Consider the following 25,707-nt stretch of genomic DNA (forward strand, 5'->3'; position numbering starts at 1 on the left):
TGCTCAATCGGAAAAATACAAAGGGGAAAACGACATGACCAAATTGACGCTAGATCGCCGCCACTTCCTGATTGGCACCGCCGCCCTGATCGCAGTTCACCCGTTCTCGGCACGCGCCGCTGCCAATCAGGCGCATTTGCGGATCATGGAGACGACCGATCTGCACGTCCATGTCTTCCCTTATGACTACTACGCCGACAAGCCCATCGACACGGTGGGGCTGGCCCGCACGGCGACCATCATTGATGGCATTCGCGCGGAAGCGACGAACTCCATGCTGCTCGACAATGGCGATTTCCTGCAAGGCAACCCGATGGGCGACTACATCGCCTATGAGCGCGGCATGAAGGAGGGCGACATGCACCCCGTCATTCAGGCGATGAATGCCGTGGGTTTTGATGGGTCGACCTTGGGGAACCACGAATTCAACTACGGGCTGGAGTTCCTGACCAAAGCACTGGCAGGGGCCGAGTTCCCCGTGGTGTCGGCCAATATCGTCAAGGAAATGGGCGCCGAGCCGACCAAGGACAAAACCTTGTTGCCGCCATTCGTCATTCTGGACCGGACCGTTAATGACGGCGAGGGCAACAGCCATCCAATCAAGGTTGGCCTGATCGGCTTCGTGCCACCGCAGGTGATGAACTGGGACCGCAAGCATCTGGAAGGCAACGTGCAGGCGCGCGATATTGTGGACACTGCCAAGGCCTATGTGCCGATGATGAAAGAGCAGGGGGCGGATATTATCATTGCGCTTAGCCACTCCGGCATCGGGGCAGCGGATCACACGGACGGGATGGAGAACGCCTCCGTGCCGCTGGCGATGGTTGACGGCATTGACGCGATCATGACGGGGCATAGCCACCTGGTCTTCCCCGGCCTGAAATATGAGGAGTTTGCGGGCGTTGATGCCGAGAAAGGCACGCTACACGGCAAACCCGCCACGATGGGCGGCTTCTGGGGATCGCACCTTGGGGTGATCGACCTGATGCTGGAGCGGTCTGGTAACGAGTGGAAGATCGTCTCACATATGTCGGAAGCACGCCCGATCTCGCAGCGCAATGAGGACCGTTCGGTCACCGCGCTGGTGGAAAGCGACGAGGCGGTACTGGCCTCGGTCGCAAAGGAGCATGAGGAAACGCTGGCATACGTGCGCCGTGCAGTGGGCAAGACCGACGCGGCCTTGCACAGCTACTTTGCATTGGTGGCGGATGACCCGTCGGTGCAGATCGTGTCCAACGCGCAGGTTTGGTATATCGCCGATCAGCTGAAAGGTACTGAGCATGAAGGCCTGCCGATCCTGTCAGCCGCGGCACCCTTCAAGGCTGGTGGCCGTGGTGGACCGGAGTATTTCACTGACGTGCCGGTGGGTGACGTGGCGATCAAGAACGTGGCGGATTTGTACCTGTATCCAAACACTGTGCGCGCAGTGCGTGTGACAGGAGCGCAGGTGAAGGACTGGCTGGAACGCTCTGCGGGCATGTTCAATCAGGTGGAGGCGGGGCAGCCCGATCAGGTGCTTCTGAACCCCGAATTCCCCAGCTACAATTTCGACGTGATCGACGGGGTGGAATACCAGATCGACCTGTCCCAGCCGTCCAAATTTACCTCCAAGGGGGAACCTCAGAACCCGGACGCCAACCGCATTGTGAACCTGACATTCGGGGGCAAGCCGATTGACCCCGCGCAGGAGTTCATTATCGCCACGAACAACTACCGTGCGTCCGGCGGGGGCAGCTTCCCCGGCACGGGAGATACCATCGTATTTGAAGGGCCGGACACCAACCGTGACGTGATCGTGCGCTACATCGTCGACAAAGGCACCGTCAGTCCGCGTGCTGATGCAAACTGGACCTTCGCACCGCTGGAAGGCACGTCGGTGCTGTTTGACACAGGGCCCGCGGCTTCAAAATACATAGGTGACGTAACTAGCGTGAAGATAGAGCCAGCGGGTGACGGCCCTGACGGGTTCGCGCGATTCCGCATCGCATTGTAGAACGGCGAAACACTTGACGGGAGCGGGGGGAGTGGTCTGTTTAGGCCTATGAAATATCTCTCCCTGCTCCTGATCGCCCTGATCCCTTTACCTGCGTTCGCGGATGAACCGTGTGCGGACCTCTGGTGGTCACGCAATCACCTGTTTGATCAAGCGGGGTATTGCTTTGCCTCACCACTTGGGAAATCGATATTCTACAATGGCGACTGCACGACCTCGACCGTTCCCAAATTGTCGCCGGGGGCGGCAAATACCGTCTCCGCGATCCGCGAGGAAGAGGCGCGTTGGGGCTGCAAGATCAACACGAAAGCCACTTATCTCGATCTGGACCGGCTCGATCTACGCCGCAAGCTGGTTGATGTCGCCGTCAACGACGGTCTTGAAAGCAGCTGCTTGGGCTACCGCGGCGCGGATATTGCTGTTTTCACAGGGGCCAGCGAGCAAACCGCACAAATCGGGCGTATCCGCGCCGGCGACACTATTGGGCTGGCTTATTACTCGATGTTCGAGGGGTGGCAGTTTGTGTCTTATGGAACCGCTGACACAAGCTCACCCAGCCCGCTGCTTGGATGGGTGAACGTCGATTTCTGGGCGCAGTGTGAAGCCGTGGCCGGTTAGTGCGCTGCGGTTCCGACCGGATCCAGAAGCGCGCGGCCACCGTCGACAGTCATGATTTCGCCGGTGATGAAGCTTGCGCCGGGGGAGCAGAGAAACTGCACAGCCTCAGCGACTTCATTCGCGGGCGCGATGCGCCCCAGCGGCGTATGTTCGATGATGTCTTCCCGAAGGTCGGAGGTTTCTTTCAACGAGCTTTTCAAGCTGGCGCTCATCACCGAGCCGAAGGCGACGGCATTGACCCGAATGCGGTTCGGGGCCAGCGCAATCGCAAGGGTTCGCGTCATCTGGTCGAGAGCGGCACAGGAAATCGAGTATCCCATCAGTCCGGGCCGTGATCTGCGGGCAGCAATGGACGACAAATTCACGATAGAGCCGGCCATCTCCCCTTCATCCGCACCCTCGGCTTGCTTGATCATGCGCTTGGCGATCAACTGGCTAAGCCGCAGGCCGGACATCAGGTTCTGTTGCAGCAATTGCTCCACGGAGTCGTCTTCGTCGTCCATCGGGTCTGTGGGCAGTACTTGGCGTGACGCGTTGACCAGAATGTCGACGCGATCAAAGGCGTCGATGGTGGCGGATAGCAGATTGGCCTGACTAAGCTTTTCGCGCAGGTCGCACGAAAAGATGCGCGCGCTGCCATCGTCATCGGCAATATCACCCATTTCGGCGCGCAGATGCTCTTCGTCGCGGTCGGCCATCATGACATTGGCTCCCTCGGCAATGAAGTGCCGGGCAATCGCGAGACCGACCCCGTTTGCAGCGCCGGTGATAATGGCGGTCTTACCAGCAATGGAAAATGACATTGGAATGTCTCCGGTTGGATTCGGTCAAACTAGGGTGATTCAACGCTTAGCGCGAGCGCTTTGCGGTGCCTTCATCGGGCGGCGGGCGCAGATCACCTTGAAACCCGCCGTTTGGGCAATGGTGTCGACTTGCCCGAAACGCTCGTTCAGGGTCTGCTCGTAGGGGAGGTTGCGGTTGGCAACCATCCAGAATTGTCCTTTGGGCATAAGCATGTCCGCGGCGCGGCGGATGAACATTTGCCCAAGCTCCGGCGCGGGTTTGCGGCCAAGGTGGAACGGCGGGTTCGACACCACGGCTGCATAATTGCTGCCCACATGATAGGTCACATCGCCCCAATGAAACGCGGCGCGGGGGTCGGTGATGTTGAGCTTGGCGGCTTCCAGTGCGTGGTGATCGGCCTCGACTAAATCAAGCGATGTGACACCTTCGGAGCTCAGAATTTTGCGAGCTAAGTAGCCCCAACCGGCTCCAAGATCTGCCACCGGGCCTTTGAAGTCGGGTAGGTGCTGAGCAAGCAGCGCAGAGCCCTTGTCGATACCATCAGACGAGAACACGCCCGGATAGGTGGTGAAGCCACCGTCAACGGTGATGGGATTGGCGATCCAATCAGACAAGTCGGGCAATGTCTCGGGACGCGCGAACCAGAACAGCTTGCCGTGGGCCTTGGAATAGGTCTCCACCCCGTCAAAACGCGCGCGCACAGCTTTGAGCACCGATTCCGCGCCATCGGTCTTGGCGCCTTCAATGGCGACGATGCCGCCAGTGGCCGTTTGGCTCAAAGCGCGGGCGATCAAATCGAACGTGGAAGGTTTCGAGCGGTGGCACATCACCAAACTGGCAGCCACAGGTGCGGCAGCATCAACGCTGACATTGAACCCGCGCGACGACAGTGACTGGTAGTCTGGATAGAAGCTTTGGGTCAGATGCAGGCGGCTGGTGTCTGCAAAGTCAAAGTCCATATCGCCCGCTGCGTTCAGCACGGCGACATCCCCTTCGGGCAGGCTCAGGAGGTCTTGGTCCAGCGCCAGTGAAAAACGAGTTTCTGTCATAGGGGGCGGTAGGCGCTGGGCCTACTCTTTCTCCATGGTGCATTGCAGTGGATGCTGGTTGCGGCGGGCTGATTCCATAACCTGCGCCACTTTGGTTTCCGCGATTTCGAACGCGAACACGCCAACAACCGCCAGTCCCTTTTTATGGACCGTCAGCATAATCTCGACCGACTGCGCGTGGTTGAGGCCGAAAAATTTTTCCAGCACCAACACGACAAACTCCATAGGAGTATAGTCGTCATTGAGCAGCATCACCTTATACATAGGTGGCCGCTTGGTTTTTGGCTTTGTCTTGGTGACAACAGAGGTATCCCCCTCTGGGTTGTCATCCTTGTCAGACATGGTGATCTCAATCGGGGTCACTTTTGGCTTTCCCTTGCGGCGACAATCTTTCGGTTGGCGAGGCCTACTATATAAGAGGCATATAAGTCCAGAAAAGGGGGCAAAACGCCAAATGAGTCAAAAGATTACGACGATCGGTTTTGATGCGGACGACACGCTTTGGCAGAACGAGGAGTTCTTCCGGCTGACTCAAGACGTGTTTTACGACCTGTTGCGCGATTATGCCGACCCGGATCATCTGGCTGAACGGCTGTTGCGGTCCGAGCGGAAGAACCTTGGCCAATACGGCTTTGGCATCAAGGGGTTCATGCTTTCGATGATCGAAACCGCAATTGAGGTCACGGATCAAAAGGTTCCGGTGTCAGTGATCCAGACGATTATTGAAGCCGGACAGGAGATGCTCAGCCACCCCGTTCACCTGTTGCCCCATGCGCGTGAGGTCGTGGAGGCGCTTGGGCAAGACTTCCGGCTGGTTCTGATCACCAAGGGCGACTTGTTAGATCAGGAGAGAAAGCTCGCCCAGTCGGGGCTGGGCGAGATGTTCGACGCCGTAGAGATTGTCGCCGATAAAACACCAGAGACCTATATCCGCGCGTTTATGCGCCACGGGCATGGGCCCGACCGCGCGATCATGGTGGGCAATTCGATGAAATCAGACGTGGTGCCCGCGATTGAGGCGGGCGGTTGGGGCATACACGTTCCTGCGAAGTTCGAGTGGGAAGTGGAGAGGGCGGAGGCACCGGTGGATCACCCGAGATTTCGGGTGATGAAGGATTTGGGCGAGCTTGAAGCGCTGGTCGCTCAGTTGGTCTGAGGCAAAACCTTTCCGGGGTTCATGATGTTGTCGGGGTCGATTGCGGCCTTCACTGACCGCATGACCGCCAACGCCACCTTGTCTTTGCGCCGTGCCATGGACGGTTTCTTGGTCAACCCGATCCCGTGCTCCGCCGAGAAACTGCCGCCCAGAGACAACACAACGTCTTCGACAGCTTCAGTCAGTATGTCGATATGCTGGGCGTCGTCCTTTGTCGGGAACAGCAGGAAGTGAATGTTGCCGTCACCGAGGTGGCTGACAGAAGAATGCAATGCCTTCGGGTCCAGTTCTGCGAGCCGCGCGTCGATGTGTTCAAAGAAGTCGTCGACCTTGTCTACCGGCACGCAGATGTCGTTGTTGATCATCGTTTTTCGCAGCAACATGACCTCGCCCGCTGCTTCGCGCCGCTCCCACATCTCGCGCCGTTGGGCGTCGTTTTGGGCGACGACGGCATCGACGACACGACCGTCTTCCATCATTTGCCCTAAAGTGCCTTCTAACAACGTGACAAGCGGGATCGTGCCGTCGGGTTGCAGGTCAGTCATGTTCGGAGCGGTGGCGCCGACCTCGACCATGATGTTGATGTCGTGCTTGTCCTCAAACGGCGCGCGGGCTTTGGGGAACATGGTCAGGTGGTCGGCGATATACAACGCATCCATGTACTCGAAGGCCTCGACAAGACCACCGGTGGCGGCTTGTAGGTCGTTGAGCAGTCTAAGCGCGTCTGGAAAGGCGGGAACGGCGACCATTGCGGTGGCGTATGCCCGTGGTTTCGGGAACAGTTTCAAAACGGCCGAGGTGATGAGGCCAAGCGTACCTTCCGCGCCGATCATCAGGTTTTTCAGATCATAGCCGGAGTTATCTTTGTGCAGCTCGCTCATCAGGTTCATAATCTGGCCGTCGGGCAACACGACCTCCAGGCCAAGGCATAACCCACGTGTCGAGCCGTAGCGCACCACGTTGGACCCGCCGGCATTGGTGCTCAGCGCCCCGCCGATCATCGCGGAGCCTTTTGCACCGAAAGTCAGCGGAAAAACGAGATCATGCGCGTCGGCAGCATCGTGTATCGAAGACAGTACGGCGCCCGCGCCAACAATTGCGATACGGGCATCGGGGCGGATTTCGCGGATATCGTTCATGCGCTCCATAGAGATCATCACGGCGTCTTTGCCGTAGGTACCGCCAGCAAGGGACGTGTTGCCCGACACTGGAACGATCGCAGTTTTCGCTGCGGCGCAGATTTTGACGATGTCGCTGACATCTTGGGTGGAGACAGGGCGCACAACGGCAATCGGTGTGGCCTGATATTTGCCTGTCCAGTCGTGGTCATACTTCGCAGTTTCGGCGTCGGTCAAAACGTGGGTGTCACCTACGATTTCGCGCAATTGGGTCAGCAGTGTCATGGGTTCCTCCGTCTTCGGTGCGAAGTTCCTCTGCGCTGGCGGTATTGGCAAGCCCCAAACCATCGATTCCCGCTTGACCCCGTCGCCGCGTTTTCATATCCCCCGCCCAGCGGCGTTATAGCTCAGTTGGTTAGAGCGAACGACTCATAATCGTTAGGTCCCTGGTTCAAGTCCAGGTAACGCCACCAAATAAGCCCGCGGATGCATGGATGCTTCCGCGGGTTTTTTGTTGCGGCTAAAGGATGATCCGAGGCGCGGGAAGTCCGCGTAAATCTGTATCAACCGAAAACGTTTTGCCTGCATCCGGCTGGGCCTGCCGTTTTGTCGCGGACAAGCCCTGCTGTGCAGACGTCGCAAACAAGGTGGCCATATCCGGACCACCCAAGGCGGGACAGGTGATGTGGTCTGTGGGCATGTCATAGCTGCCTTGGAAGTCGCCGAATTTATTGTATCGCGCGACACGGGCCGCCCCCCACAAAGCGATAAGAACATCGCCATCCGCAGTGGTTATGGCTCCGTCGGGGTTCAACCCGTCCTGACTTAGGTCAAGGAACAGCTTTGGTGCTGCGCGCGGCCAACCTTTTGCATCCAGAGGGACACACATAACACGGGAATAGTAGGTGTCGGTGAAATACGCGACGGTGCCATCGGGTGAAAAGCAAATGGCGTTGGAAATGGTGATCGGCGCGAACAGACGACGCAATTCGCCTTTGTAAAAGCGATAGATTGCGCCGGATTCCAGTTCGGCCTGCTTGCCCATGGTGCCGATCCAGAAGCCCCCTTGTGGGTCCGCACGCCCGTCATTCGAGCGGGTGGCCGGATTGTCGGCTTCCAGATCGCAAAGCTTCGTTTTGACATGCGTGCCAAGATCGAAGCTGAACAAGGCGGTTTCGCTTGCAATAAAAAGCAGCGTTTCACTGATCCAGCCAAGGGCGGAGATATGTTCGTCGAACATCCATTCGGCGCCGTCGTCACATAGCAACCGACGCCCAATAATATCGCACCAGAAAAGCTTGTTTAGTTCGGGATGCCAGAAAGCTCCTTCGCCCAAAATGCAGGCGCGTTCATCGTGGACTTTTGTACTCATACTCATACCACATCATTTTTTTCGACCAGGGCGGTCGTGGTTTCTTACTCGTTCAAGTTTATCGCGTGAGCTCATTATAGGCAGATGTGAGCCCTCGGAGGGTCGTCGCGTCCGCATCATGTACCGATGGCTCTACCCCTTGTGCCATGAGCGCCTTTTTATAGAGCGTGTTCAACGCTGGGGTCCCGATCAACGCCACTGGCTGACCCAGCCAGTAGGGCCGCGCCGCTGCCAACTCCAACCCCATCAAAATGCCAGACAGGCGCGCGCGTGAGATCGCAGGGTCCGCCCCGTGCAAAAGGTCGACAGCGCGAATTTTGAACAACTGGGTTGCAACGGCTTCCGGCCGGCTGATTGTATCTGCGATAGCGCCTGCGAATGCCTCTTGATCAAGGGCGACGCCTTCTCCGATGGAGTGGCGCAACACGGAGTCCCGTCCCAGAAGATCGAACAGCTCCCCGGTCATGAAGGTCTGGAAGGAGACCACCTCGCCCGCGCTGATATGCGCCCATTTTGTGTGCGTTCCGGGAAGGCACAGGATGCCGTCAAAATCCGGTGCATCAGCTAGGTAGCCCGCAATCTGGGTTTCCTCGCCTCGCATGACATCTGCCGAGCGCTCTTGCTTGAGACCGGGAAGGATATGCATGGCAATGCGGCTGTCTTTGCAGATAACGGCATGTGATTGCCCGAGCGGTGTCGTTGGAACAGCGCGATAAGGTGCTTCTGCCCAGCCTTGGCGTGACCCCACCATGCCGCACGCAATCACCGGCGTGGTATCACGCCCCAACCAAGGCGCGATATGAGACAGCAGCGTGACCTCAAATTCGTCAGGCGCAAGGTCTGACATGCCTTGATCGGACCCGTTCCGAGCCAAAACTTCACCATCCGAAGCCATAGCCCAAACCCGCAGGTTGGACGTGCCCCAATCGACTGCAATCCAGTCGGGATATGTGAGTTGGTTCGACATGTGGCGGTTACTAGCACACTCTTGCCTGTGACCAAGCCCCGAGCGACACCAAACTGCGTGGTTATACTTAGCCAGAATTTGATCATTCCAGATCAGAACTGTTCTTGCAGGTTGGCGATTGGTCAGGTTGTGTGTACTGGGGCAGTCTTCGCAGCCTCTGAAGCCACAATGATTGTCGGGGTCACGCTTTGATTTTTGGAGAAATGCCAGATGGCAGCGCGGTACTAAAGCACCGGATTTCAGGCGGTGGGCTTGTGGCCGATGTGCTGTCCTATGGTGCCGTGTTGCAGGACTTGCGGCTGGAGGGGCACGAAGCCCCGCTTGTGTTGGGGTTCGAAAGCTTTGCGCCTTATCTGACTGATAGCCCCTATTTCGGGGCGATCGCAGGAAGATGCGCCAATCGCATCGGAAACGGCACATTCGAGATCGACGGAAAGCCGTTTCAGGTGGACCGGAACTTTAATGCCCAACACCATCTGCATGGCGGGTCGGCGGGCGTCGGAAAACGCAACTGGACGGTAGAACACGTCGGGCCGGACCGTGTAACGCTGCGGATTGATCTGGCAGATGGCGAAATGGGCTACCCGGGAAACATGGTGGCGCGATGCACCTACTCATGCTTGGTGGGCGGTATTTTCGACGTGAAGATCGAAGCCGAAACAGATGCCCCGACCTTGTGCAATTTCGCGCATCACAGTTATTGGAACTTGGATGGTGGGCAAGATACGCGCGACCATGTCATGCAAGTTGACGCCGACCGCATGACAGTCGTGGATGATGGCTTCATTCCGACCGGAGAAAGTCGCGATGTGTCGGGGACGCGATACGATTTTCGCACTGAACGACCGATCCATGACAAGATGTTTATCGACCACAACCTGTGCCTGTCTGATGAACGGCAAACAATTCGCCGCATCGGGTCACTGAGATCGCTTGTGTCGGGAGTATCGATGGAGATGCGCTCGACGGAGCCGGGGCTGCAAGTATATGATGGCTTCAAGTTGTCGGTGAAGCCGACGGGGCTTGGTGGCCGCGTTTATGATGCCAATTCCGGCGTCGCGCTGGAGCCGCAGATCTGGCCCGACGCAATCAATCACGAAGGGTTTCCCAACGCAGTGCTGCGTCCGGGAGAAACTTACAATCAACACACGCAATTCAAATTTACCAAGGGATAATCCGCTATGAGCTATACGAAATACATGAAAGAGGCCAACTTCATCGGTGGTGAATGGATCGGTGCAGACAGCGGTGACACCATCGATGTGACCAATCCTGCAACGGGAGAGGTTATCGGCACTGTGCCTGCGTGCGGGGACGTGGAGACTCGCCGCGCCATCGATGCCGCTGCAGCTGCGTTTGACGGGCTGGCTGGCATGGCTCTGATGGAGCGCGTCGGAATGCTATGGAAGCTGCACGACGCTTTGATGGACAACCAGAAGACGCTGGCCGAGTTGCTGACCGTCGAGATGGGTAAACCACTGGCCGAGGCCATGGGCGAAATCGGCATCGGCGCGCAATATGTGCGCTGGTTTGCGGAGGAGGTCCGGCGCGCCAAGGGCGAAATCGTTCCAGCGCCGACGAATGGACGGCGCTTTTTGGTGACCAACCACCCGATTGGTGTCGTCGGTATGATTACGCCGTGGAATTTCCCGTCCTCGATGCTGGCGCGCAAGATTGCACCGGCACTGGCAGTTGGATGTACGGTGGTGGCAAAACCTGCAACCGCGACCCCGTATAGCGGATTGGCCTGGGGTGCGCTGGCCGAGGAAGCCGGCTATCCCAAGGGCTCCGTCAATATCGTGACGGGGTCCGCGCGCAAGATCGGCGGCGCGATCATGGACGACCCGCGCGTGCGCAAGGTGACCTTCACAGGCTCGACCGAAGTTGGCAAAGAGCTGATACGTCAGTCGGCGGATACGGTGAAAAAGGTCTCGATGGAGCTGGGTGGGAACGCTCCGTTCCTGGTGTTCGACGACGCGGATGTGGATGCGGCGGTGACAGGTGCGATGGTGTCCAAGTTCCGCAACTCGGGCCAGACCTGTGTCTGCGCGAACCGCATCTATGTGCAGTCGGGGGTCTATGACGCGTTCGTCTCAAAGCTGAAAACAGCCGTCGAAAAAATGAAGGTCGGCGATGGTCGGGAAGACGGCGTTGAGCAAGGGCCATTGATCGACATGGATGCGGTCGAAAAGGTCGAGGAATTCATCGCGGATGCGACAGCCAAAGGTGGCAAGATTGTCACCGGCGGCGCGCGTCATGGAAACGGGCATAGCTTCTTCGAGCCGACAATTGTGACCGACGCCACACAGGACATGAAATTCGCCAAAGAAGAAATCTTCGGGCCACTCGCGCCTGTTTTCCGCTTCACGGACGAAGACGACGCGATTGCGTGGGCCAATGATACCGAGTTCGGCTTGGCCTCTTACGCTTATACGCGCGACGTCGGGCGGATATTCAAGCTGAACGAGAAGCTGCAATACGGTATGATCGGCATCAACTCCGGCCTGATTACCACCGTTGAAGCGCCGTTCGGCGGGGTGAAGGAAAGCGGCCTTGGGAAAGAGGGTGGCAGCCAAGGACTCGCCGACTATCTGGACGTCAAATACACGGCAGTCGATTTCTGAACGGGGGCGCTTAGGCGCCCTTTTTCTTGCGTTTGATTAACTTTCTGGCAGGGTGCTTGTGTGAAACCAGCTGTTATCGACAACCTGCAATATGTGAACTGGTCCGAGACCGCATTCCGCCAGCTTCGGATGGGTGGCGTCGACGCCATCCATGTCACCATCGCCTATCACGAGAGCTTCCGCGAGGCCGTTTTGAACGTCTCGCAATGGAACCGTTGGTTCGAGCAATATCCTGATCTGATCGTGCGCGGCACGTCGGGGGATTGCGTGCGCAAGGCCATCGAGGCGGGTCGCACGGCGGTGTTTTTCGGGTTTCAAAACCCGTCTCCGATTGAAGATGATATCGGCCTGATCGAGGTTTGGCACCAGCTTGGTATCCGGTTCATGCAACTGACCTACAACAACCAGTCGCTGCTCGCGACGGGGTGCTATGAGGACGACGACACCGGACTGACCCGCTTCGGGCGGCAAGCGGTGGACGAGATGAACCGCGTGGGCTTGGTAATTGATATGAGCCATTCCGGCGACCGCTCGACGCTTGAGGCGATAGAGCATTCCAGCCGACCAATCGCGATCACCCATGCCAATCCAAAATGGTGGCATAACGCGCTGCGCAACAAGTCGGACGAGGTGCTGAAAGCACTGACAGGGTCCGGCGGGATGCTTGGGTTTTCGATGTATCCGCATCACTTGAAAGATGGAACAGACTGCACCCTCGACAGCTTTTGCGAGATGATCGCCGAAGCCGCCACGCGCTACGGCGTGGAAAATCTGGGGATCGGGTCGGATCTGTGCCAAGATCAACCCGACAGCATTGTGACTTGGATGCGCAACGGTCGGTGGTCCAAGCAAATGGACTACGGCGAGGGATCCGCCGATCAGGCGGGCTTCCCACCTCAACCGGATTGGTTTGTCGACAATTGCGATATGCCGAACCTCAGTGCCGGACTGCTCGCAACGGGATTTTCCCAGCCCGAAGTTGACGCGATCATGGGGGAGAACTGGTTGCGGTTTTACGATCAATCCTTCGGAGGTGAGGAATGACAATAGCCCTGCCACCACAAGAGCCGCTCCGCAGCCCTGACGAGGTGATGCGACTGGAGCGCATGGGCTCGATGTTTCCCACGCGGCTAAGTTTTTTGCGCTCGTTGACCAGACGCTTGAGTGCTGACCAGGCCGTCGTGACTCGCCCGGTTTGGCAGATCAACAAGGACGGGTTCGGTCATGCTGTCTATTCGCTGAGGCTGGGCGGGCATGTTTATTCCCTGATCGCGTTTTCCAACGAGCTGGACGCGGACCAACGGACGGACCGCGTCATTGCGCAAGCGTGGGATGCGGCATTCGTGTTGTATGATGGTGTGCCGGATGCCGCTGAAATCGAGCGCTTGAGGGAGAACGCCCCGAAACAGGAAGCCGGACGGTTCACCGAACGGGACTTGGTCCTGAGCCGTGCAAACAAGTCGGTGCGGTTGTTTGCCGAGGTGACCAAGGCGCTGCGCGAAGGCCGACAGCCTAACGCGGAGATGATCGGAGACATCGGGTATTTGATGCGCACGACAGCCGTATATGGAAATGGCAAATTTGGGATAGCGGATAGGGATGTAATTGCCGACCGCCCCGGATTGGAAGGTCCGTTCGCCGCGGAAATGCTCACGGTTTGGCTGATCCGCGGTTTCACGCATGATCTTGTGGAACATGTCGGCGGTGCTGAACTCGACCGCGAGTTGAAACGGCACTTGGGGATTGGAAACTCTACCGGTCTTGGAATGGCACCCTTCCTGGTGTCCCATCCGGAATTGCTGAACAATTGGATGTTGGTGCGCGAGACCGCTCTGGCGCGGGTGCGTGCTGTGCCAATGCTACCACTGCCGCAACGCGAGAGGCTTCAACAGCTTGCCGCCCGCGCGACACAGCACCTGAGCCAATGGGATGTGCCCGACAGCGCGCAGCAGGCGCGCATCGAGCAGCTTCGACAGGATTGGGCGGATCTGGCGGCGCAGTTGCCTGAGTTATTGGACCAGCCGAAACCACTGGATCAGCTGGTTCGTGTGTCCAAAGTGTTTACGCTGGAGTGTCAGGAACTGGTTGTGTCGCTCGTGATCGAGCCGTTCGGCGATCTGGTTGACGGGTTGACGGATTGTATGGGGGCCGCGGCCAGCGCACCGCTTGACCCGCGCACCGACGTTGCTGACTTGCGAACGGCACTTCAACGCGACTGCGTTTGGGCTTTGGAATACGACTTCGGCAACCCTCAAGAGGAAGCCCAGTTTTGGTATGTCAGCGAGGAGAAGCAGGAACCGCGCTTGGGGTCCAGATACGAGGAACCCGGCTGCGAGCTGGAAAGCCCGCTGGATATTGCACGACAGATGCAGGGCTTGGCGCGTGATCTGGTTGGGGCTACGGGTGATCTGGCCGCATTCCTACGGGTGTTTCCGCAACATCGGAACGCAGCGTGTCGGGTCCAGCGGTTGGCGACATACCCCTATGCCGAAATACGCGAGAACCTGATTTGCGACCGCTGCAAACCGATTGATATGCTGCGCTGCAAGCTGGCGTTCTTTGGCGCGGCGAAATTCGATCCCAAATCGGACAGGTGGACCCGCATTACACTGGCGCAGGGTGCGCCGCTGTATGACGAGCTGGACGACGCGGATGATTGGTGGGTGCCGGTTTTCAAGCAATGAGTTGGATTGATGCTTTCCTGGATGACGGTCCGGAATATCCGGCAGAACGACGCTCTGTCGCGGAAGTGCAGGCGTTGCTGCTGAAAGCGGGTTTGGGGGCAAAGCTCCCGTTGGGGCATTCTCAGGACGTCTCCGGCATGGCAGCGCTGTTGATGAGCGACCCGAAACTTTTTGCGATGGCGGCGGCGGCGCTGGAAGGTCCGCATGCCCCAGTGCGTTGTGAAGGTACGGCGGAGCATATGGTGATCGACGACGCGCGTATCGCAATGGCGGGGCCAGCACTGGCCGATGCTTTTGTTTGCGGAGCAAAACGCGTGGTGCTGCACGATCTGGACTGGCCACAACTGCTTTGGCCAGTCTTGGTAAGAACAGAACAGGTGTACGGTATTTCGCTGGCGATTGATCGACCGGATGCGCGGACGATTATGGTCTCGACAGCGAAGCAAGGGTTAAAGCCACTGGGCCCTCCTCAACCGATTCCCCTGCTGCCGTTAGCGCGGTTGCAGGAACTTGCGGCGAAGACCTTCGTGCCATTCTCCGAGGCGTCTCGGCAGTCTGGTGCAGGGGCAGGGCTGCAAGACAACGACTAGCAGAAACCATACCTTCGGGTTTCCTGAAAGTGCTGCCAAGACCCCGAATATGATTTGCGCCATCCGCCCGCGTACAACATGCCTTTTACACAAGGCTGTAACAGTGAGGACGTTCCGATGAAGCATCTCAAGACCCCGCAAGTCGACAAGCTGGACTCGGATCGCAAGACCCGCGCTATTGTGGAAGGCATGCTCGCGAACATCCGCGAGAACGGTGAAGAGGCTGTGCGCGGCTACGCCAAGGAACTAGATGGTTGGACGCAGGACTTCGCGCTATCGGACGAGAAGAAGGCGAAGCTGATCGCCCAAGTGTCCGATCAGGCGAAGGAGGATATTCAGTTCGCCCACACTCAGATCAAGCGCTTTGCCAAAGCGCAGCGCGAGAGCCTGACGGATTTCCAGATCGACACCGAGCCGGGGGTGACCCTTGGCCAGCGCTGCGTGCCTGTGGATTGCGCTGGCTGTTACGTGCCGGGTGGTCGCTATGCCCACGTGGCGTCCGCGCTGATGAGCGTTGCAACGGCCCGCGCGGCTGGTGTTCCGTTCGTTGTCGCGGCGTCGCCTCCGCGTGGCGATGCGATTGATCCCGCAGTGGCCTATGCGATGGATCTTGCTGGCGCTGACCTCATTCTGGAGATGGGAGGTGTACAGGCCGTTGCGTCTATGGCGATGGGCCTGTTCGGTGCGAAACCAGCCGATATTTTGGTCGGCCCGGGCAACGCGTTTGTGGCCGAGGCAAAGTTGCAGCTGTTTGGCGGCGTTGGCATCGACCTGTTCGCAGGACCCACCGAAAGCGCCGTTATTGCCGATGCGACGGCTGACCCGATGACGGTGGCAATTGATTTGTTGTCACAGGCAGAGCACGGCACAACCTCGCCCGTTTGGTTGTTCACGACCTCGTCCGAACTGGCTGAAACGGTAAACCGTATCCTTCCGGTCATCGCGAAAGACTGGCCCACAGGCGAGGTCGCGGCGGAGGCTTGGGCCAATCACGGGGAAATCGTGATTTGCGACGATCGCGAGCAAATGGCCGAGGTGTCGGACAGATACGCGTGCGAGCATTTGCAGGTGCAGGCCGAAGACCTTGAGTGGTGGAAGACGCGATTGCGCAATTACGGGTCGTTGTTTCTGGGCGAAGGGTCCACCGTGACCCATGGCGACAAATGCTCTGGCACGAACCACATTTTGCCAACCCGTCAGGCTGCGCGGTATACGGGTGGCTTGAACGTGATGAAGTTTCTGAAAATCCTGACTTGGCAGGAAATCCAGACTGACGCGGATCCGATGATGTCTTCGGTTGCCTCTCGCCTGTCGCGCACCGAAGGTATGGACGCCCATGCGCGAGCCTGTGATTGGCGCTTGCAGAAGTTCGGCAAGAAAGACGATTGGGGCTTCGAAGTCGCGTACCAGGAACGCATAGAGTAGGTTGGTTTCAGCCAAGATCCGGTCGGCATTGGATAATTGGCAATACTTGTCGAATTATCTGTTCCGATCGGCCAGTTCCTTTTATTGGTCGCCGTTGAAGCCTAGAACGCTGCCATTGCGTGTCATGTCGATTACCTCAATCCGGACTGGGCGGGGTTTGCTCGAAGTGCTAAAGACCTAAGGTCCTTGGCCGTGATTTGCATATTGCAAGGTGGGGGCGGCTTGTCGCTCTCGGTGTGACAAGGCACGGAATTGAGCATAGAGCCGTAAGGGTTAAGAATTTGGCTGACATCAAGACAGACAAAAGCGAGCAGAAAAACACTCCGGTCGCACCATTGGCGCAAGAGCGTCGCATCAAGTTGCGCCATATCGTGCCGAGTCTCGTCACGGTGTTTGCAATCTGCGCGGGCTTAACCTCGCTACGGATGAGCATCGAAGGCAATATTCCGGCAGCATTGTATCTGATCATGCTTGCCGTGTTTCTGGATGCGGCCGATGGCAAAATCGCACGATATCTGGACACCGCCAGCCCCTTCGGCGCGGAGTTGGACACGCTCGCGGACTTTTTCAACTTCGGCATTGCGCCGGGATTGCTGATTTACAACGCATTTTACCACGCGTCGGAGTATCAGAATCTGGGCTGGCTGAGCTGTCTTGTTCTGGCGATTTGCTGCGCATTGCGCCTTGCACGGTTTAATGTGGGGCTATCGGTTCCTCCGAAAGCTGGGCAACGGGATTACTTTACCGGCGTTCCCGCACCGGCGTTGGCATCACTGGCGTTGATGCCCGTTTTCCTGAGCCTCGTGGGGTGGAGCAATCTGGGCACGCATTCGCACATTATCGCCGTCTACGAGATCGCAATCGCGCTGCTGGCCGTCAGCATGATCCCGACATTCTCGATCAAGCACGCGTCGGTGAGCCGGAATCACTTGCCTATGATCGCGATTGGGTCGGCAATCGTGGTGATCTGCTTGATGGTATATCCGTGGCACACCTTCATCTTTGCGAACCTGATGTATCTCGGCTCGCTGCCGGTTTCCTACATGCGAGAGCGCGAAACCCGATTGGCTGAAGGCTAGGCGCACTTGCCCTGCAACAGCTTTGCTGTCACTGAGCGTGCCAGCTTTGTTATGGACAGGACATACCTATGAACATGCTTAAGATTGTGGCGGTGCCAATGCATCCGGAAGGCCGCAAGTTTGTCGCGATATTCGCTGGCATCGCTGTGCTGCTTGGTCTGATTTGGCAGCCCCTTTTCTGGCTGGGTCTCGGTGCTACGGTTTGGTGCTACTATTTCTTCCGCAATCCGGTGCGCACGGTGCCGCAACGCGCGGGCCTGATCCTGTCGCCAGCGGACGGTGTCGTCTCGCTTATTTCAGAATTGGCCCCACCTCCCGAACTTGGTCTTGGCGATGCTCCGGTCTATCGCGTGTCGGTGTTCATGAACGTGTTCAACTGCCACGTGAACCGCTCCCCGATGGATGGGACGATCACCCAGATTGTTTACCACGAAGGCAAGTTCGTGAACGCCTCTTTGGATAAGGCGAGCGAGCACAACGAGCGCAACGGATTGGCCATCGAGTCCCCTGACGGTCACCGGATCGGTGTCGTCCAGATTGCTGGGTTGGTGGCGCGTCGCATTGTTTGTTTTGTTAAAACTGGTGACGCTCTGAAGGCGGGTGAGGTCTTTGGCCTTATCCGCTTTGGCAGCCGCCTGGACGTGTATCTGCCCGAAGGCATCCTGCCAGCGGTCTCGGTCGGCACCACGGCTGTTGCTGGCGAGACGACGCTGGCGGACCTGCATGCTGAACAGAAGGCGGTGCACAGCGTCGATATTTAGTTTTGACAGCTGGAATTAGAAAGGCCCCGCCAATCACGGCGGGGCCTTTTGCGTTGAGCGGGTTTGGTTCAGCGTTTGCCGTAGTAAAGACCCACGGTGTGCTCTGCCTCCGCGAAGAAAAGCCAGCGCAGTATGAGTGCGCCGCCGATGTGCAGCAGTAGCGCCAGTAGCGATATCAGGTGGTAGAACGGCGGCATGACCAGCAGCAGGTAGGGCAGCAGGGACAGGCACAAAACGCCGATGATGCGCAGGGTGCGGGCGTGCTTGCGGCCAACCACGTGGACCATTTCCTTCATCAGGTAATTCTTGGAACTATGCGGGGCCTCGAACATTCGGACCGTGCCCATATTGCCCAGTCCGGTAGCGGTCTCGATGGTGGAGCCGGAGGCCGAGAACAGCTTGTCGCCGATGATCCAGTACACACATTGAAACACGCCAAGCAAGAGCAGCATGGGGGCCGCGATCGACGTCTGGCCCGCCAGAAATGCGCCACCCGTCAATGCGTACAAGATGAACAGCACTGGTGTGGTCCAATGGTTCCACCGCGGCACGGTGGTGATCTGGGTGTAGATCATCGAGGTGCCGAACACGGTGGCAAGGCTTAGGGCCGCGCCGACCAGTCCAAGCAGGGTCCAGCGGGTGTCGAGGAAGACCACACCAATGGCATAGATCCCCATGACAGTCAGGGCCGCAACGGCCAAGCACCCTTCGCGCGACAACCAACTGCTGCGCCATTGTGAGAAGGCCTTGAGCGCCCGCCGGGGGTTGCCGAGGTGGAAGGTAGAGGAGACCAAGCCACCCACTGCGAACACATAGGCGATGAGGAAGAAAATGAACGCGGTGAAGCCCGAATAGTCAGGTTTGCCGAAGCCAAGGAATGTCAGCAGGCCAAAGCCCAACCCCGAGAAAACGGTGAAGAAGATAATGGAGGGAGCGGGGTGCATCAGCCGATCCTTTCGAGCGTTTTATCGAGCCAGCCGAGGAAGCCTGTCGGCTCCTCCGCGACGGTCTCAAGGAAGGGGGCGAGGATGTCGATTTGGTCGTCCTTCGGGCGCGGCGGAAGGTATTTGTTGACGGGTTTCGTCCCAAGCTCTGGCATCAGGTCCATGCCACCGCGTTCGGCCACCAGTTTGGACACGTCGGAGGTCTCGTCGCCCAGATCGCCAAAGTGCCGTGCGCCTGCGGGGCAGGTGCGCACGCAGGCAGGTTCGCGGTCGATTTCCGGCAAGTTTTCGTTGTAGATACGGTCTACGCAGAGGGTGCATTTCTTCATCACGCCTTCGGCTCGATCCATCTCTCGCGCGCCATAGGGGCAGGCCCATGCGCAGAGGCCGCAGCCGATGCAGTCGCTCTCGTTGACCAGCACGATGCCGTCTTCCACACGCTTGTAGCTGGCGCCTGTGGGGCAGACCGTGACGCAGGGTGCATCTTCGCAGTGCAGGCAGGATTTGGGGAAGTGGACGGTCATCGCGGCGCCCTCATCCGGCGTCACCTCGTAGGAGTGCACACGGTTCAGGAAGGTGCCGGAGGGGTCCGCGCCATAGGGGTTCTGGTCCGACAATGGCGCGCCGTAGTTTTCGGTGTTCCAGCCTTTGCAGGAGATCACGCAAGCATGGCAACCGACGCATGTGTCGAGGTCGATCACAAGGCCCAGCTTCTTTTCGGTGTGGGTCGGGAGTTGGGTCATTTCAGGCCCTTTCCGGCTGTCGGCAATGCGTCGGCATTGCGTCGGATTTCTGTATGGCACCTAAAACGATCAGGAATAGCGGTCATTTCCCCACCTTCCATGCCAGTTTCGATGGCCCTGTGCCAACCGGCGACGCCTGCGCCTCGACCTCTGGTTGCGACTGGTTGTGCGCGGGGGGTGCTGCTTTGGAGATGCGGACCTTGAGGTCGAACCATGCGGCTTGGCCGGTGATCGGGTCGGAGTTGGCCCAGCGGAGGCCGTCGCCTTTGGGGGGCAGCAGCTCGTGGATGAGGTGGTTCAGCAGGAAGCCTTTGGTGGTTTCCGGCGCGTCCTCTTCCAAGGCCCACGCGCCTTTGCGTTTGCCGATGGCGTTCCAAGTCCAGACCGTGTTGTCGTTCAACGCTTTTTGCAATGCGACGGGGACGGTGATCTCGCCGTGGGGGGAGGTGACGCGCGCCCAGTCGCCTTCGGAGAAGCTGTTGTCGTCCCAGATTCTCTGAGGAACGTAGAGCGGGTTGTGGCCATGGATTTGGCGCAGCCACGCGTTTTGCGACCCCCACGAGTGATACATCGCCATCGGACGTTGGGTCAGCGCGGTGATAGGGTACTCGTCGACCTTGTTCTCGTCCTCGTTCGAGTACCAGATCGGCAGCGGGTCCATCGTGGCTTTGATCCGCTCGCGCAGGTGGTCCGGGGGCTGGCGGGTGCCGTGGCCTTCGGCGGCGAGCTGGAATTTGCGCATGGGTTCGACGTAGAGGTTGAACAGGTAGGGCATGGTTTTATCGAAGAAGGACTTCTTCACGGCCCAGTCTTGATAGTTCATGTTCCACGGCTTGTAGAATGCTGCGTCCTCGGGGACGTGCTCCATCCAGAAACCGCCGTTTTCGATGTAGCGGTCGAGTTGGTCGGGGTTGCTGTCGCCACGCCCGTGGTCGTCACCGTCTCCACGGAAGCCCGCCAACGGACCAACGCCCGGGCGGCGGATGTGGTTGGTGATGTAGTCGGCGTAGTCCTTGTATTTCTGGGAGCCATCCTCGTTGACGAAGCCCGGCAGGCCAAGGCGCGCGCCTAAATCGCAAAGCGCCGATTGGAAGCCTTTGACGTCGCGGTCTGGCTCTACCACGGGCCAGCGGATGGCATCGGCGACGGCGTCCGCCTCGCAAATCGGGCGGTCCAGCAGCGAGATACAGTCGTGGCGTTCCAGATAGGTTGTGTCGGGCAGGATCAGGTCGGCATAGGCCACCATTTCCGAGCTGTAGGCGTCGGAATAGATAATGTTGGGGATCACGTAATTCCCGTCGGCATCTTGGTCGGTCAGCATCTCGATCACGCCGCGGGTGTTCATCGAGGAGTTCCACGACATGTTGGCCATATACATGAACAGCGTGTCGATCTTGTAGGGATCACCCGCGTGGGCGTTGGAGATGACCATGTGCATCATGCCGTGGCTCGACATGGGGTTTTCCCATGTGAAGGCCTTGTCGATGCGGGCGGGGGAGCCGTCTTCCTTCAGGCACAGATCGTCGGGGCCATGGGTGAAGCCCAGATGCGGGCCGTCGAGGGCTTGGCCGGGTGTGACGCCATAATGTGGCTTCGGGTGGGCTTCCGGTGGCTTGGGGTAGGGCGGTTTGAAGCGCATGCCGCCGGGGGTCTCGACGCTGCCAAGGATGATCTGCAACACATGCAGCGCACGGCAGGTCTGGAAGCCGTTGGCGTGGGCGGAGATACCGCGCATGGCGTGGAAGGACACCGGACGCCCGACCATCTTGGTGTGTTTGTGGCCGCGGAAGTCGGTCCATTCGCGGTCCAGTTCGATGGACTGGTTGAAGGCTACGTCCGCGAGTTCGGCGGCGATGCGCTTGATGCGGTCGGCGGTTATGCCTGTGCGCTCGGCCACGGCTTCGGGGGCATATTGCGGGTCGAGGTATTTCTCGGCCATGTGCTGGAAGACCGAGCGGTGGCTGATACCTGCCTCGCGCAAGGAGCCAGCCAGATCGGGTTTCACACCCTTGGCGTCGAAGGCCGCAGGCTTGCCGGTGGCGCGGTCCATCACCATCAGCTTGTTGTCTTTGTCGCGCATCAGCAGGCCGAAATCCTCGGACTTCTCGTCGCCGTTGACCAAGACTGGCGCGTTGGTGAATTGCGCCAGATAGTCGAGATCCAGCTTGCCTGCTTTGAACAGCTCATGCACCAGCGACAAGATGAATAGCCCGTCCGTGCCGGGGGTGATGCCGACCCATTCGTCCGCCACGGCGTTGTAGCCGGAGCGGATGGGGTTCACGCCATAGACCTTGGCGCCGCGTGCCTTGACCTTGCCGAGGCCCATCTTGATCGGGTTGCTGTCATGGTCTTCGGCGACGCCGAAGATCATCACCATTTTGGTGCGATCCCAGTCGGGTTGTCCGAATTCCCAGAACGCGCCGCCCATGGTGTAGATGCCAGCGGCGGCCATGTTGACCGAGCAGAAGCCGCCATGGGCTGCATAGTTTGGCGTGCCGAAGCCCTGCGCCCAGAGGGAGGTGAAGGACTGAGACTGGTCGCGGCCTGTGAAGAAGGCCAGTTTTTCGGGGGCGGACTCCCGGATCGGCTTCAGGATGCCCGTCGCGATGTCATAGGCTTCGTCCCACGTGATTGTCTCGAACTCGCCGGAGCCACGCGGGCCTGTGCGCTTCATCGGGGCGGTCAGGCGGGAGGGCGCGTTGTGCTGCATGATGCCCGCCGAGCCTTTGGCGCAGAGAACGCCTTGGTTTACGGGGTGATCGCGGTTGCCTTCGATATAAGCGACCTTGCTGTCTTTCATGTGAACATTGATCCCGCAGCGGCAGGCGCACATGTAGCAAGTTGTTTTGCGTATTTCGTCGCTGACCTTGGGGGAGAGATCGATCACGGGTTGGCTCATGGGAAGACTCCGGTCAGCTGTTTTTGTTGGCGGCGTTGACGATCGCCGCGAGGCAGCAGGACGCCATGCGGGCAGCAGGCGGGTCGGCGCGAGAGGTCAGCAGCACGGGGACTTTTGCCCCCATGACGATACCCGCAGCGCAGCCGCCTGAGAGGTAGACGAGCGATTTGAACAGTGAGTTGCCCGACACGATGTCCGGCACGATGATCGCATCCGCCTGACCTGCGACGGGGTCGGCGGTCAGCTTCTTGGTGGCAACGGCGGCGGGGGACAGGATCAGGTCAAGGGCTAAGGGGCCGGAGAAGTCTGCGGTTTTGATCTCGGACTTGGCCCAAGTTGCCAATTCATCCGCCTCGACCGAGGAGGGGACGGCCGGCAGCACGCTTTCGGTCGCGGACAGGAAGGCGACCTTGGGGCGGTCTGTTACAAGCATCTGGAGCAGCTTGACCACTTCGCGGGTGGCGTCTTTGCGGGTCTCAAGGTTCGGGGAGACGTTCACTGCGGCGTCCGAGATGGAGATCGACTTGCCACCATCTGGATGGGTGATGTGGAAGATGTGGACCAGACGGTTGCCGGTGCGCAGCCCTGCGTCACGCGCCAAGGCTGCGCGCATGAAAGTGTCGGAGTGCAGCTGGCCTTTCATCATGACGTCAGCGCGGCCCTCGCCACAGGCCATGGCGGCGGCTTGGCCGCTTTCCTGCTCGCCCGTCGCTTCGATCAGTTGGAATTGCGAGATGTCCCAGCCCAGCTTCTCGGCCTCGGCCTCGATCATCGCGCGCTCACCGGTGAAGACCGGCTCCATGATGTTCGCTTCGGTGGCGTCACGGGCGGCTTCCATGGGCAGGGGCGCGCCAGCGCGGGCGATTGCAACGCGTGGGGTCGCGGCTTTTTGCGCCATGTCCAGAAGCCAGCTTGGGCATACGGCGTCGCGTTGGGATAGGAATGGATTGTCGGTGGTCATTGCGGTCTCTCCCAAAACGCGGCCTGTTCACCACGAAACCCGCCCCAATTTCTTGGGGCGGGTAAGGTTCGTAGTATGACGCGAGAATTACTCGGCGGCCATATCCGATGCAGCTACACCAGCAACCGCAACAGGTTTCTTCATTGCGTCACGGCGGAACGGCTCTCCCAGTTCCTGGTTCAACAGAACCTCGATGAACGTAGTGACGTTGTCTTCCATCTGACCCTTGATCGCTGTGTTCAGCGCTTCGGTCAACTCTTCCATGGTGGCGACTTGAACACCTTTCAAACCACATGCGTCAGCGATTTTCGCGTAAGAGACGTTGTCGTTCAACTCGGTGCCAACAAAGTTGTCTTCATACCACAAGGTGGTGTTCCGCTTCTCGGCGCCCCATTGATAGTTGCGGAAGATGACCATGGTCATTGCAGGCCAGTCGCCGCGGCCAATGGAGACCATCTCGTTCATCGAGATGCCGAATGCGCCGTCACCGGCAAAGCCGACAACCGGAACATCGGGGCGACCGATTTTTGCGCCAGTGATGGCAGGAAAGCCGTAGCCGCATGGACCGAACAGGCCGGGGGCCAGATATTTGCGGCCTTCCTCAAAGGACGGGTAAGCATTGCCGATTGCGCAGTTGTTGCCGATGTCCGAAGAAATGATGGCATTCTTCGGCAGAGCAGCTTGAATGGCGCGCCAAGCCTGACGAGGCGCCATTTTTTGCGGCTCGCGGGTGCGTGCGCGCTCGTTCCAAGTGGTGCCCGGATCGTCGTTCTCATGGTCAAGAGAGGTGAGTTCTTGCGCCCAAGCAGATTTGGTCTGTGCGATCAGGTTCTTGCGATCTGACCGGCCAGCGTCGCCTGCGCTGTCTTTCAGGCGATCAAGAATGCCTTCGGCCACTTTTTTGGCGTCTCCGACGATGCCTACGGTCACTTTCTTGGTCAGACCGATGCGGTCGGGGTTCAAGTCAACCTGTATGACCTTCGCCTCTGTGGGCCAGTAGTCGATGCCGTAGCCGGGCAAAGTGGAGAATGGATTCAGACGCGTGCCAAGTGCCAGCACGACGTCAGCCTTGGAGATCAACTCCATGGCGGCTTTCGAGCCGTTGTACCCCAGAGGGCCTGCAAAAAGCGGGTGATTGCCCGGGAAAGCATCGTTGTGTTGGTAGCCAACGCAAACGGGCGCATCGAGTTTTTCCGCCAGCTTCATTGAAGCATCAATACCGCCTGCCAGCACAACGCCAGCGCCGTTCAGGATCACAGGGAACTTGGCCGAAGACAGCAAATCAGCGGCCTTGGCAACAGCGTCTTGACCGCCAGCAGGGCGTTCAAAGTCAACAGCGACAGGCAGTTCGATGTCGATCACTTGCGTCCAGAAGTCGCGCGGGATGTTCATCTGAACGGGGGCGGAAGCGCGGTGCGCTTGCATGATGCAGCGGTTCAGCGTCTCGGCGATGCGTGTCGGATCACGCACTTCTTCCTGATAAGCCACACAATCTTTGAACAGGTTCATCTGTTCCATTTCCTGAAAGCCACCTTGGCCGATGGTTTTGTTTGCGGCCTGAGGCGTAACCAACAGCAGCGGGGTGTGGTTCCAGTAGGCGGTTTTAACAGGCGTTACGAAGTTGGTGATGCCAGGCCCGTTTTGGGCGATCATCATCGACATCTCTCCGGTGGCGCGGGTGAAGCCGTCTGCCATCATACCGGCGGTCATTTCATGGGCGCAGTCCCAAAACTTGATGCCCGCGGCTGGAAAGAGGTCAGAGATTGGCATCATGGCGGAGCCGATAATGCCGAATGCGTGGCGGATACCGTGCATTTGCAGGGTTTTGACGAAAGCTTCTTCGGTCGTCATCTTCATGGTGGCGATCTCCCAATGTAGGTAAAGGCGGGCGCAGGTGCCCAAGTTTAGGTGTCTGGATGG

Annotated in this window: 22 protein-coding genes and 1 tRNA gene; 12 read left to right on the plus strand and 11 right to left on the minus strand. The window is 58.7% G+C overall.

Annotated features, from left to right (window positions below; genetic code table 11):
- Nucleotides 1-34 precede the first annotated feature (34 nt).
- Together BDE40_RS14100 and BDE40_RS14105 are read left to right on the plus strand one after the other, a co-directional pair.
- Entirely contained in the window at nt 35-1,993 is a 1,959-nt protein-coding gene (locus BDE40_RS14100; protein WP_134015547.1) for a bifunctional 2',3'-cyclic-nucleotide 2'-phosphodiesterase/3'-nucleotidase, read from the plus strand.
- A 48-nt stretch (nt 1,994-2,041) separates the two neighbouring features.
- Complete coding sequence (locus BDE40_RS14105) at nt 2,042-2,611, plus strand: DUF4453 domain-containing protein (protein ID WP_134015549.1); 570 nt, start codon at nt 2,042-2,044, stop codon at nt 2,609-2,611.
- On the opposite strand, the gene BDE40_RS14110 is transcribed toward BDE40_RS14105, so the two are convergent.
- From BDE40_RS14110 to clpS, 3 genes are read right to left on the minus strand one after another with little or no spacing between them, the layout of a single operon-like run.
- Entirely contained in the window at nt 2,608-3,414 is an 807-nt protein-coding gene (locus tag BDE40_RS14110; protein WP_134015551.1) for an SDR family NAD(P)-dependent oxidoreductase, read from the minus strand. The genes BDE40_RS14105 and BDE40_RS14110 overlap by 4 nt on opposite strands.
- A gap of 39 nt (nt 3,415-3,453) precedes the next feature.
- The gene (locus BDE40_RS14115) at nt 3,454-4,464 is read right to left on the minus strand and encodes a class I SAM-dependent methyltransferase (RefSeq protein WP_134015553.1); all 1,011 of its coding nucleotides are present in this window, start codon (nt 4,462-4,464) and stop codon (nt 3,454-3,456) included.
- Nucleotides 4,465-4,485: 21 nt separating this feature from the next.
- Nucleotides 4,486-4,806 (minus strand): ATP-dependent Clp protease adapter ClpS, encoded by a 321-nt coding sequence (gene clpS / locus BDE40_RS14120; protein ID WP_073145093.1) that lies wholly within the window; start codon nt 4,804-4,806, stop codon nt 4,486-4,488.
- 112 nt (nt 4,807-4,918) lie between these two features.
- Between clpS and BDE40_RS14125 the strand changes: the two genes are divergently transcribed.
- Nucleotides 4,919-5,620 carry an HAD family hydrolase gene (locus BDE40_RS14125; protein WP_073145095.1) on the plus strand — a complete coding sequence of 234 codons (702 nt, stop codon included), beginning with the start codon at nt 4,919-4,921 and terminating at the stop codon, nt 5,618-5,620.
- Here the strand turns inward: BDE40_RS14125 and BDE40_RS14130 are convergent.
- Complete coding sequence (locus BDE40_RS14130; protein WP_134015555.1) at nt 5,608-7,023, minus strand: FAD-binding oxidoreductase; 1,416 nt, start codon at nt 7,021-7,023, stop codon at nt 5,608-5,610. The genes BDE40_RS14125 and BDE40_RS14130 overlap by 13 nt on opposite strands.
- Before the next feature lie 111 nt (nt 7,024-7,134).
- On the opposite strand from BDE40_RS14130, the gene BDE40_RS14135 reads away from it, so the two are divergent.
- A tRNA-Met gene (locus tag BDE40_RS14135) sits at nt 7,135-7,211 on the plus strand.
- Nucleotides 7,212-7,258: 47 nt separating this feature from the next.
- Here the strand turns inward: BDE40_RS14135 and BDE40_RS14140 are convergent.
- Together BDE40_RS14140 and BDE40_RS14145 are read right to left on the minus strand one after the other, a co-directional pair.
- Nucleotides 7,259-8,116, minus strand: a complete 858-nt coding sequence (locus BDE40_RS14140) for an SMP-30/gluconolactonase/LRE family protein (RefSeq protein ID WP_342775032.1) — start codon at nt 8,114-8,116, stop codon at nt 7,259-7,261.
- A gap of 52 nt (nt 8,117-8,168) precedes the next feature.
- Entirely contained in the window at nt 8,169-9,077 is a 909-nt protein-coding gene (locus tag BDE40_RS14145; RefSeq protein WP_134015557.1) for a 2-dehydro-3-deoxygalactonokinase, read from the minus strand.
- 203 nt (nt 9,078-9,280) lie between these two features.
- Here BDE40_RS14145 and BDE40_RS14150 point away from each other — a divergent pair, with 203 nt between their 5' ends.
- From BDE40_RS14150 to BDE40_RS14185, 8 genes are all read left to right on the plus strand, one after another.
- Nucleotides 9,281-10,252 (plus strand): aldose epimerase family protein, encoded by a 972-nt coding sequence (locus BDE40_RS14150; RefSeq protein WP_134015559.1) that lies wholly within the window; start codon nt 9,281-9,283, stop codon nt 10,250-10,252.
- 6 nt (nt 10,253-10,258) lie between these two features.
- A complete protein-coding gene (locus BDE40_RS14155) occupies nt 10,259-11,701 on the plus strand; it encodes an NAD-dependent succinate-semialdehyde dehydrogenase (RefSeq protein ID WP_134015561.1) in 1,443 nt (480 codons plus the stop codon).
- A gap of 60 nt (nt 11,702-11,761) precedes the next feature.
- Nucleotides 11,762-12,745, plus strand: coding sequence for a membrane dipeptidase (locus tag BDE40_RS14160; protein ID WP_134015563.1), 984 nt, complete (start codon nt 11,762-11,764; stop codon nt 12,743-12,745).
- The gene (locus BDE40_RS14165) at nt 12,742-14,385 is read left to right on the plus strand and encodes a hypothetical protein (RefSeq protein ID WP_134015565.1); all 1,644 of its coding nucleotides are present in this window, start codon (nt 12,742-12,744) and stop codon (nt 14,383-14,385) included. The genes BDE40_RS14160 and BDE40_RS14165 overlap by 4 nt, the downstream gene beginning before the upstream one ends.
- Nucleotides 14,382-14,975, plus strand: a complete 594-nt coding sequence (locus BDE40_RS14170; RefSeq protein WP_134015567.1) for a hypothetical protein — start codon at nt 14,382-14,384, stop codon at nt 14,973-14,975. The genes BDE40_RS14165 and BDE40_RS14170 overlap by 4 nt, the downstream gene beginning before the upstream one ends.
- 117 nt (nt 14,976-15,092) lie before the next feature.
- Nucleotides 15,093-16,400 carry a histidinol dehydrogenase gene (gene hisD / locus BDE40_RS14175; RefSeq protein WP_134015569.1) on the plus strand — a complete coding sequence of 436 codons (1,308 nt, stop codon included), beginning with the start codon at nt 15,093-15,095 and terminating at the stop codon, nt 16,398-16,400.
- 281 nt (nt 16,401-16,681) lie between these two features.
- Entirely contained in the window at nt 16,682-17,479 is a 798-nt protein-coding gene (locus BDE40_RS14180; protein ID WP_162848096.1) for a CDP-alcohol phosphatidyltransferase family protein, read from the plus strand.
- A 68-nt stretch (nt 17,480-17,547) separates the two neighbouring features.
- A complete protein-coding gene (locus BDE40_RS14185) occupies nt 17,548-18,240 on the plus strand; it encodes a phosphatidylserine decarboxylase (RefSeq protein WP_134015573.1) in 693 nt (230 codons plus the stop codon).
- 68 nt (nt 18,241-18,308) lie between these two features.
- Here the strand turns inward: BDE40_RS14185 and BDE40_RS14190 are convergent, their stop codons facing one another.
- The 5 genes from BDE40_RS14190 to xsc all read right to left on the minus strand — a co-directional run bounded on the left by BDE40_RS14190 (nt 18,309) and on the right by xsc (nt 25,644).
- Nucleotides 18,309-19,184 (minus strand): dimethyl sulfoxide reductase anchor subunit family protein, encoded by an 876-nt coding sequence (locus BDE40_RS14190; protein ID WP_134015575.1) that lies wholly within the window; start codon nt 19,182-19,184, stop codon nt 18,309-18,311.
- Nucleotides 19,184-19,927 (minus strand): 4Fe-4S dicluster domain-containing protein, encoded by a 744-nt coding sequence (locus BDE40_RS14195; RefSeq protein ID WP_134015577.1) that lies wholly within the window; start codon nt 19,925-19,927, stop codon nt 19,184-19,186. Before BDE40_RS14195 ends, BDE40_RS14190 begins: the two co-directional genes overlap by 1 nt.
- Before the next feature lie 82 nt (nt 19,928-20,009).
- Complete coding sequence (locus BDE40_RS14200; protein ID WP_134015579.1) at nt 20,010-22,826, minus strand: molybdopterin oxidoreductase family protein; 2,817 nt, start codon at nt 22,824-22,826, stop codon at nt 20,010-20,012.
- Nucleotides 22,827-22,839: 13 nt separating this feature from the next.
- Entirely contained in the window at nt 22,840-23,787 is a 948-nt protein-coding gene (locus BDE40_RS14205; RefSeq protein ID WP_134015581.1) for a phosphate acyltransferase, read from the minus strand.
- A gap of 87 nt (nt 23,788-23,874) precedes the next feature.
- Nucleotides 23,875-25,644, minus strand: a complete 1,770-nt coding sequence (gene xsc, locus BDE40_RS14210; RefSeq protein ID WP_134015583.1) for a sulfoacetaldehyde acetyltransferase — start codon at nt 25,642-25,644, stop codon at nt 23,875-23,877.
- Nucleotides 25,645-25,707: the final 63 nt, after the last annotated feature.

It is taken from the genome of Litoreibacter halocynthiae, from assembly GCF_004365635.1.
Lineage (GTDB): Bacteria > Pseudomonadota > Alphaproteobacteria > Rhodobacterales > Rhodobacteraceae > Litoreibacter > Litoreibacter halocynthiae.